The 8,340-nt window shown below is 36.7% G+C and carries 11 protein-coding genes; 3 read left to right on the forward strand and 8 right to left on the reverse strand.

Features of this window, described 5'->3' with window-relative positions:
- Positions 1 to 71: 71 nt before the first annotated feature.
- Entirely contained in the window at positions 72 to 857 is a 786-nt protein-coding gene (locus EWE74_RS20945; RefSeq protein ID WP_130143611.1) for an energy transducer TonB, read from the reverse strand.
- Entirely contained in the window at positions 854 to 1,159 is a 306-nt protein-coding gene (locus EWE74_RS20950; protein WP_130143612.1) for a hypothetical protein, read from the reverse strand. Before EWE74_RS20950 ends, EWE74_RS20945 begins: the two co-directional genes overlap by 4 nt.
- A gap of 145 nt (positions 1,160 to 1,304) precedes the next feature.
- On the opposite strand from EWE74_RS20950, the gene EWE74_RS20955 reads away from it, so the two are divergent.
- On the forward strand, positions 1,305 to 1,532 hold the full coding sequence (locus EWE74_RS20955) for a hypothetical protein (protein WP_130143613.1): 228 nt from the start codon (positions 1,305 to 1,307) through the stop codon (positions 1,530 to 1,532).
- Positions 1,533 to 1,654: 122 nt separating this feature from the next.
- Here EWE74_RS20955 and EWE74_RS20960 read toward each other — a convergent pair whose 3' ends face one another.
- The 6 genes from EWE74_RS20960 to EWE74_RS20980 all read right to left on the reverse strand — a co-directional run bounded on the left by EWE74_RS20960 (position 1,655) and on the right by EWE74_RS20980 (position 6,220).
- Entirely contained in the window at positions 1,655 to 2,533 is an 879-nt protein-coding gene (locus tag EWE74_RS20960; protein WP_130143614.1) for an HD domain-containing protein, read from the reverse strand.
- Between the two features lie 147 nt (positions 2,534 to 2,680).
- Positions 2,681 to 2,833 (reverse strand): hypothetical protein, encoded by a 153-nt coding sequence (locus EWE74_RS21165; RefSeq protein ID WP_165384789.1) that lies wholly within the window; start codon positions 2,831 to 2,833, stop codon positions 2,681 to 2,683.
- Positions 2,834 to 3,012: 179 nt separating this feature from the next.
- On the reverse strand, positions 3,013 to 3,183 hold the full coding sequence (locus EWE74_RS21570) for a DUF4184 family protein (RefSeq protein WP_394343235.1): 171 nt from the start codon (positions 3,181 to 3,183) through the stop codon (positions 3,013 to 3,015).
- Between the two features lie 21 nt (positions 3,184 to 3,204).
- Positions 3,205 to 4,416 (reverse strand): hypothetical protein, encoded by a 1,212-nt coding sequence (locus EWE74_RS20970; RefSeq protein ID WP_130143615.1) that lies wholly within the window; start codon positions 4,414 to 4,416, stop codon positions 3,205 to 3,207.
- A gap of 515 nt (positions 4,417 to 4,931) precedes the next feature.
- Positions 4,932 to 5,660: a hypothetical protein gene (locus EWE74_RS20975; protein ID WP_130143616.1), complete on the reverse strand. Its 729-nt coding sequence runs from the start codon at positions 5,658 to 5,660 to the stop codon at positions 4,932 to 4,934.
- Positions 5,657 to 6,220 carry a hypothetical protein gene (locus tag EWE74_RS20980; protein ID WP_130143617.1) on the reverse strand — a complete coding sequence of 188 codons (564 nt, stop codon included), beginning with the start codon at positions 6,218 to 6,220 and terminating at the stop codon, positions 5,657 to 5,659. Before EWE74_RS20980 ends, EWE74_RS20975 begins: the two co-directional genes overlap by 4 nt.
- A gap of 231 nt (positions 6,221 to 6,451) precedes the next feature.
- Here EWE74_RS20980 and EWE74_RS20985 point away from each other — a divergent pair, with 231 nt between their 5' ends.
- Both EWE74_RS20985 and EWE74_RS20990 read left to right on the forward strand, forming a co-directional pair.
- Positions 6,452 to 7,426, forward strand: a complete 975-nt coding sequence (locus EWE74_RS20985) for a TolB family protein (protein ID WP_130143618.1) — start codon at positions 6,452 to 6,454, stop codon at positions 7,424 to 7,426.
- Positions 7,427 to 7,805: 379 nt separating this feature from the next.
- Positions 7,806 to 8,340 (forward strand): hypothetical protein (locus tag EWE74_RS20990; protein WP_130143619.1); only part of this gene is annotated, 535 nt, incomplete at its 3' end.

Here is an 8,340-nt window from a genome sequence, read left to right on the forward strand (position 1 = left end):
TAACAGAGTAACTGAACGCAAAGCTCAGGAAAAACATTTACATGCCATATAGGGATAAAAATTTCTGTCATTTAATGCGTGTTTAATATAATTGGTAAGGTGAACTTGGCTCTGACGGGTTTACCTTTAACAATGGCAGGTTTCCAAGGGCGAGATTTTTTTATTACTCTTATGGCCTCTTCGGCAGTTCCATATCCGAGGTTCTTAACGATCTCGTAATCACTAAGCCTGCCGTCTTTATTCACGACAAACCTAATAGTGATTGTACCATTCACCTTATTTCTAGTTGCTTCCAGAGGGTAATTATAATTCTGTCCGATCCAAGTTCTGAATGCGCCCATACCCCCTGGAGGCTCTGGCTCAATATCGAAGGTGTCTACAATGTTATTATTGATCGGTATGTTAGGCTGTGCCTCTACGGCTCTAGGACCAAGTTGCCCAGCCATCCATCTTTTCTCCGCCGTTTTCTTGACATCGATCGGTACATGGATTTTCTGCTTAGTTCGTACACTAATACCATTTACCATCCCCGGTTTCCAGGCAGGCAAACGAGCAATGGTGCTTTTTAGCGAATCTGCTATATCGCTGCCGATGCTGTCTGCTATATGAATTGAACTCAGTTGCCCATCTTTTTCTACTATAAACTCAACTCCAAGTACACCCTTTGTTCCAGAAGCCTGCGCCTCCTTAGAGTATATAATATTTTGATCAATCGCTCCTAAAAAGTCATTATATCCTCCCAGAGGTCTGGCACTGATTTCTGGACGGTCATTTATGTCATTTTTTTCTTGCGCTTTAGTTTGGATAAAGACCGTCGTGCAAAAAAGAACAAAGAATATGGATGAAAGATATTTCATAGTTTTGAATATATTTGATAACGTGGCACAGCTTCATCATTAATTTCTTCTATATGCCCAATGAGTTCGCCGTTTTTGGCGTTTAGCAACACGAAACCTTCTTCAAAAGAGGGGAAAATACAGATCATTTGCTTATTTGGCGAGAGGTCTGCCGCCGGATAAACGGATCCCCCATTTAAAGGATAATAAAAAAACTTGGCTGGCTTTGGATCAGTGTCTTCATTTTTTGAACAGCTACTGATGCTAAGCGAGGTAACGAGCATGTACAAAATATAATGTAAGTACTGTTTTTGTATATTCATCCTGCACTAATAAAAATTTCAGTAAAAAAAGCTAATGAACCATATCGCTAGCCTATAAACAATTGTAAAATTAGGGTAATCGTATTCAGTATTCAATAACGGAAAACCAGTATTTTATCGCTTCTATTTGGTGTTGCATATACGGATGACGCTGGTAAGATATGTCGAAAAATATTCGTGCTATTTTTTCTTCCATTATTCCGCCGAAACCCCCACTTTTCTTCCGTTCGGCTTTTTCCGCCGGGGCGAAACCGCTGTTTTACTACTGTCCACGGCTTTTTGGGGAATTATCCATCCACATACAGCATATTTGTTCCGTGATCACGGGGCAGTCTATCAAGGATCGATAGATGCTTTTCATAAACCCAAATAAATTAATTGAACATGCAACAATTCATTCATGAAATCCAAAATGTGGCATAGACAGCTGCGAATATCATCGATGCAAAAGAAGGTCTTGACTTATTAGCTGTCAGGAAGAGCGCATTTGCAGAATCATTTTAAATTCACTTCTGATAATCTCAAAATTTTATTATTTACAATAATTTCTGGGTCTACTATTCTTTTTTTAGTTGTTAGCTTTTTATTTTTTAACCCATTACCTCTAATCCGATTAATCCATTGCCTTAAATCTGATTTTTGATTTATTTTGTCAATAAGATAAAAGTCGTCCTTGAAAAAGTCCGTTTCTTCAATAATTCCATTTTGTAGACAATCTTTAATGATCGTCTTCATTATCATATTTATCTCTATATTTTTTACGTCTTCAAAATATTCAGCTGTGAGGAAGCTGTATTGTTCCTGAAACCATGTTCCATACTCTTTGGATTTCAAGACAATTCTATTATCAAAAGCAACTAGACCATTTATAAACCAAGAAATCTCTCCAAGTGAAATTTTACCAATTTGAAACATGTCCCTAAGTGTATAATCTATCCTATCCGCTGACAAGTAAGGTAGTGGATATTCTAATAGTCTAAATTTATCCAAATCAGCCAACAAGGTATCATCAATTCGATATTTATTCAATACAGCAGCCAATTCACGATCTTTTAAAACTTCAGCATATCTATGTTCATGGTAATCTTCACCTTCGATTTCAAGTATATAATCAATTAAATGGGAAAATGCCGTATGAGAAATATCATGAATCAATCCAGCGATTTGTTCTTCAAGACTACCACCAACTTTTTTTATGATGAGCATCACGCCAATCGAATGTTCAAACCTTGTATGATTTATTTTGGGGTCAACTAAAAAAATAGAACCTCCTTGATGAATTTTCTTCAACCGCCGAAAAACATTGGTCTTTATAATTTCTTCAATTATCCCTGAAAATTCAACTTCTCCATATATTTTATCTACGTATGTCATTGTTAGCTTGTGTCTTATATAATTTTCCTGTGTCAAGATGATTAAAGTCGATAACAGTGAATAGGACTGTTGCTTTTACAAGGCGATTTTTTTCCTTATTCTCCTTAGTGTCTCAGGCTGAATACCTACATAACTAGCTAAATAATGTTATGGAATCTCAACAATAAGTTGCGAACGTTCCTTAAATAAATTTAAATAGCGTTCTGTAGGCGTCGTATATATAAAAGATACTTGACGATCTATCAGGTCGTTCAGCATATATTCGACCATTCTGTAAAAAGCTTTCAATGTTTCTTTCATGGAGTTATTTTAATTGCGGACGCAAGTTATTAAAACTGTAACTTATAGCTTCCCCCAATTATTGTACCTGAGTGTTATAATATTTTTAGAATTGGGATTTCTTTCCCGAATAAATGAACATTGTTTGTTAGTGACGGGATTGTTTGTACGAAATATCCATTATCATGGGTAAAACTATCCTATAAAATATGGGAGCTTGCTCCAATAAGAGTAGAAATTAGGAAGACAAGTCTGTTGTTCTTAAAATATCCATTCCAGTCAAATTGTTTAAATGCGGAAAACCTTGATTTGAAGATTGTTGGCAAGTTATCAAACAAGCTATTAGATACTTTAACATAATATATAAAAATGCTGAAAAAAGCCTAACATTTTTATAATAATACTCGAACATTAAAGTACAAGTCCTTGTAGCTCATAAAATCTTCATAAGCTATTCCCAAGGAAATTCTACTTATTTGGGATTTGTAATCGAAATCAAAAGATTTGAATAGTTCTCCCTTATAATTCAGTTGGTTATCAAATAGTGAAGCTGTCAATGAGGTGCTTATATTAGGTTTTGAAAACCATTTGTAGCCATATAGATGCCCTCCAATTTTATCATAATTTCGCGCAATATAATCTAGCGCTATGCCGACCCCAATATTTTTTTTGAGATTTAAGCCGTATTTAATTTGATGATTTACGAAATCGCTTTTTACATCATCAATATTGAATATCCTATTCTGATAGTTGTAAGTCATAAAATCAGAAAGATTTGCGTTTTGGTAGAATATGTTCCATTTACTGATTTGGAAGTTCAGATGATGGAATCCATCGTTGTTAAAGTTATATTGTAAGACAGCACTTCCGTTTATTTTTGTTTTGCCGATGTATCCTGCGGAATAAGACGAATAAAATCCTAGTGGTAATCTAGTAGCACCACTATATCCGAGTTCCAAAGAATTTGATACATAACATATATTTGCCATTCCTCCTGAATTATAACAACCTTGTTTAGGTAAATCGTCTTGAAATGATGAGTATATTTCTTGCAAATTTAATGTTTCTGCTAGATTTTTTATCAACTCTAAAACTACAATTGCTTCCGGAATGGAATCTTGAGCATCCGGGGTCCAATAGTTTTTGAACCAATAATTCTTCCTGTCTGTATGTTCAATGATGTAAGTTATTCCATCAAACCCTCGTTTCCAGTTCGCTATAATGTTATCTGATGGCAAGTCTAAAATTCGCGAACTTTGGACGACGTTATAGATATCTTCAGCTTGTTTTTGTGAGAGGATTATTTTATTGGATAATATCTCTGATTTATTTCTGTTTGCTTTTTTAGTATGGTAAACGTAATTTGTTATAATCCCGTTATATTTTGTGCTGTCTTTTGAAATTTCAATGACTTGTCCGTGATCTCTAAATCTAAAATTAAATTCATCTGTAGACTTTTCAAAATCCTTTAGTTCTAAAGCCTTCTGAAGCTCAATATTTTTTTTGTACAGAAACGCTGTATCACCTTTTATTTCTTTCGTTTGGCAAAACGTAGTCTGAATCGACAGTAAAAGTAGAGCTGTGATAATGTATGCTTTAATCATAAGTCATAATCAGTTAGTCGTTGAACAAATATATTAAATTTTGTATCCGCCAACAAATAGTTATATTACCGATCCTAATGTGTCTAATGTAGTTTGTAGACGTACATGGGCCACTCTCAGATAATTTTTTAAAATCCGACAAAGAATATAAAGTGACCAAACAGATAATGTTTGGTAGGGCAACCATCAACCCTGACTTTATTCAACTTGCTAACTTTATTGACCAAACATTTGAAATATATAATAAACTTTACCATATCTTAACTCCCAAAAAAGATGGTTGAGCAGATTGCGAAGTTTACAAAGTTGTCGGTCGAAGAAATCGAAAAATTAAAGTAGCTATTTTACAATAATATATAGCACAGGCGCTTTCTGATAAAGGAAGCGCCTGTTTTAATTTACGCTCTAGCGGATCAGAAAATCCACTCGATCGATATATATACCTATAGAGATTCCCAAACCCACGAATGTCATCCATACGATGGCTATATTCTCTCTGCCTTTGTGCTGTTATTTCAAAACTGGTCTGATTCTTCCGTGACAGGTTTCTTCACATGATTGATCATAAAATCTTTCGCTTCTGCGTCGGACATACCTCTTATACTGTCCCTGATGCTGACCAGACACTGTTCAGGACGATTGATTTTTGCAACGAGGTCGATTTCGAAATTGTTTTCATATCCACGTTTGCTGAACCTCAGCCTAAAAAGTTTACCGTCATCTGCATCATACAAGCTATCGAGCATAGCATCGTCGATATGGATATCCATATTTTTTGACAAATCCTTCAATTGATCCCGGATCAGATCCCATGAAAAAGAAGAAGAGTCTACCCCCAATGCTGCACCTGACAACACGTGAGGTCGGAAATAGTAGAATGTACGTTTCATGAATGGGAAAATAGTGTGTCGGTATTTTTGCTTTAAATAGTTATTCCACAAGTCGTTATATTTAGGATCGTATAGCTCATCGATTTCGACGTTCTGGGCATTGAAAAGAAGGTGATCCCATGGAGCTACTCGGGCATACTCCCGTATTCCGGTTAACCTGAGGGGCATTAGCCGATTGTTGTGTGCCGTGATTTGATAGGGAATGTATACGACCACGCTGTCCCGAAACGGAAAGATTTTCAGTGTTCTTTCCCGATCCGGAGAGTTGTCCACATAAATGGCTTTTTGGCTCATGAAATAAATCAGGATAGCCGTGAGGCACAATGCCGTTCCGATGAATATTTTCTTCTTCATCGCCTTTCCATTTCATCAATCCGTTCATATTCATTGATGCTGCGTCCGGGACTACTCGCCCCAAAAAACAGAATCCATAGTGTGTGATCGCTGTATCCGTGGATACCGATGCGGTTGTTTTTCAGCGGTGCCAGAATCTCTTTACTTTCTTTGACTTCGAAATATATAATCGGGATAGGAATAACACGGGTTTTGTTTTCCAGAATCAGGTATTTTCCCCGTTTGCGAACCGGAATTTCAAAACCGTCAAGCTGTTCTTGATCCTGATAAGCGATCACTTTTAACATATTATTTTTCTCCAAGGACAAACTGATTTCTGCATTTCGGTGAATCTCAGGCAACGAGTCCTTTTCCGGGCGATACATAGCCAATTGATTCCACAATGGAATACGTGCATAATCCCTGCTCGAATCTGCCGGCTTATTGGCATAACGCTCGCCACTGAACTGCGAAGTGATGACTTCGGGCTTCTCCGAAAATTTTCTCGACATCCTACGTGTGGAAGTGCAGCTTGCAAGGACAAACAAACCGATCGAAATGATATAGATGAACCTTTTCATGATTCCTCATTTGATGATACAAATGCTAAAATAGGGCAGAAAACAGAATATTATACGATTGGTTTTATATTCAGGGGTATTGGCTTACAATTCGTAAGAGACATAGTTATGTTAGCGGAATAAACGAGTGTATCAAATAAGATGTAGTTCCGGTTTCAAAAAATCCTAGTTTTCGTGGATTGGTCTTGTTCCGATTATCGGATAACTTTGAAAAGCACATTTTTTTAGAGTATGAAAAAGTTTATGTTACATACAGCTGTTTGTCTGTTTGCGTTATTCATTTTTGTGGCATGTTCCAAGGATGGTGCCGAAGGCAGTGGACCGGACGGTTTATATCCTTCTGACTTAAAAGGTACAATTTATTACAAGTGGGCTAGAGATGGTATACTGAAAATAAGTTTGCCCGATGGGACAGGAGGTTCTTTTATACAGGATGACGACAAGATCAATAATTTCGACATTTCACGGGACGGCAAATGGAAATTGACTGTAGTCAACGCAAGCAGGATTTACCATGATGACGTTCGTTTTACCATTAGCGACATCAATAATGGCAGTGTCGTCGAAGAGTTTATCTATAACAGTCCGAAAGGTAATGTTTATTGCAAAGGCTACCTATCACCAGATAACAATTTCATCTTGGTCACCTCTAACGATTGGAATGACGGTATAACAGTTTTAAAAAGAAACGGAGAATTTGTTGCCCGTATAGCGGAGATCAATGAGGAGCGTATTGACATTAAAGGGAGTGTGTTATGGCTACCAGACAATCATGTTCTCATGACTCATGGAAATTATATCATCCGTGTCGCCCCTCCCTATACTTCAGGAAGCCTGGTCAAAGAAATGAACTACCAAGACTGGGGCAATCTGGGCGTCAATCAGGCAGGTACTCAGCTTGCTATACGAATAGGTAAGCACGTTCATACAATGAATATCGACGGAACTAACCTAAAACAGGTGACGACCAGCAATTTTAATGAATCCGTTCCTATATTTTCTCCAGACGGGAAATATTTATTGGTTGGGAGCGATTATCGACAAACCGGCCCTTTTGGCTATGTTTGGGATTTGAAAATTATTCCAAACGACGGTGGGAAATACAATGTAGATCCCATTGAGCCGAATTCGTCGGGTGTAATTCCGGTAATCTGGAAAGGCAAAGACAAGATTGAGCTAGGAGATGGGCAGATGGTTTGGCGTTAAAGCTTGCCTCTTAGCATGGTACTACTAGCTCGTCTTAAAAAATGAAATTATTTTTCGCATTAAAAAATCACCTACAAATTCATTTTTAAAATCCGACAAAGAATATAAAGTCACCAAACAGATAATGCTTGGCAGGGCAACCATCAACCCTGACTTTATTCAACTTGCTAACTTTATTGACCAAACATTTGAAATATATAATAAACTTTACAATATCTTAACTCCCAAAAAAGATCGAGATAACCCATTATACACTGAAACAAATATTATATGCTTGAAACCAAAAATGCCTCATAATAAATGAGTAAAGGAAATAATTCTTATTATTGTTGTATATTATACCGTTATAAGCTATTAACACCAACTTGAACTTTTGAGAATGAAGAAGATAGTCCTTTTAATTTATACCATTTTTAACTTAACATTGCTGTTTTCTCAGGAGAAGACTATTATCGAATTACAAAAAATTGACGGTTATGGTCCTCATGGAATTACCTCATTCGGCATCAGTGAAAAACGGGATAGTGAACGAAGAGATTTATATCCCGCTGTCAAAAATATTCCCGAAAACTGGAACGATGTTCGAGAATATTATTATGAATTAAATCCAAAGCAGTTAATCTACCAATCAGCACATCTATTGGATACTATAAGCTCAAGTCTAGCCAAACTACTTGAAACGGAGGACATCGACTTAAAAGACTCGGTGAATTACGCAGAAGAACCTCTGGCTTGCGGGATTAATGTTGTGATAGGGAGGGATAGTCTGGGAATGCATTATATAATTGATAGAAATCAGAATAACGATTTTGGCGATGATGTGGTGAGGCCTGTTGTTGGAAGAAATACTTCATCCTCCGTACCAAATAATCCAGACTATGTTTTTTATCAATACTGGTACGACGGCAAAGTTC

The organism is Sphingobacterium corticibacterium (assembly GCF_004208525.1).
Lineage (GTDB): Bacteria > Bacteroidota > Bacteroidia > Sphingobacteriales > Sphingobacteriaceae > Sphingobacterium > Sphingobacterium corticibacterium.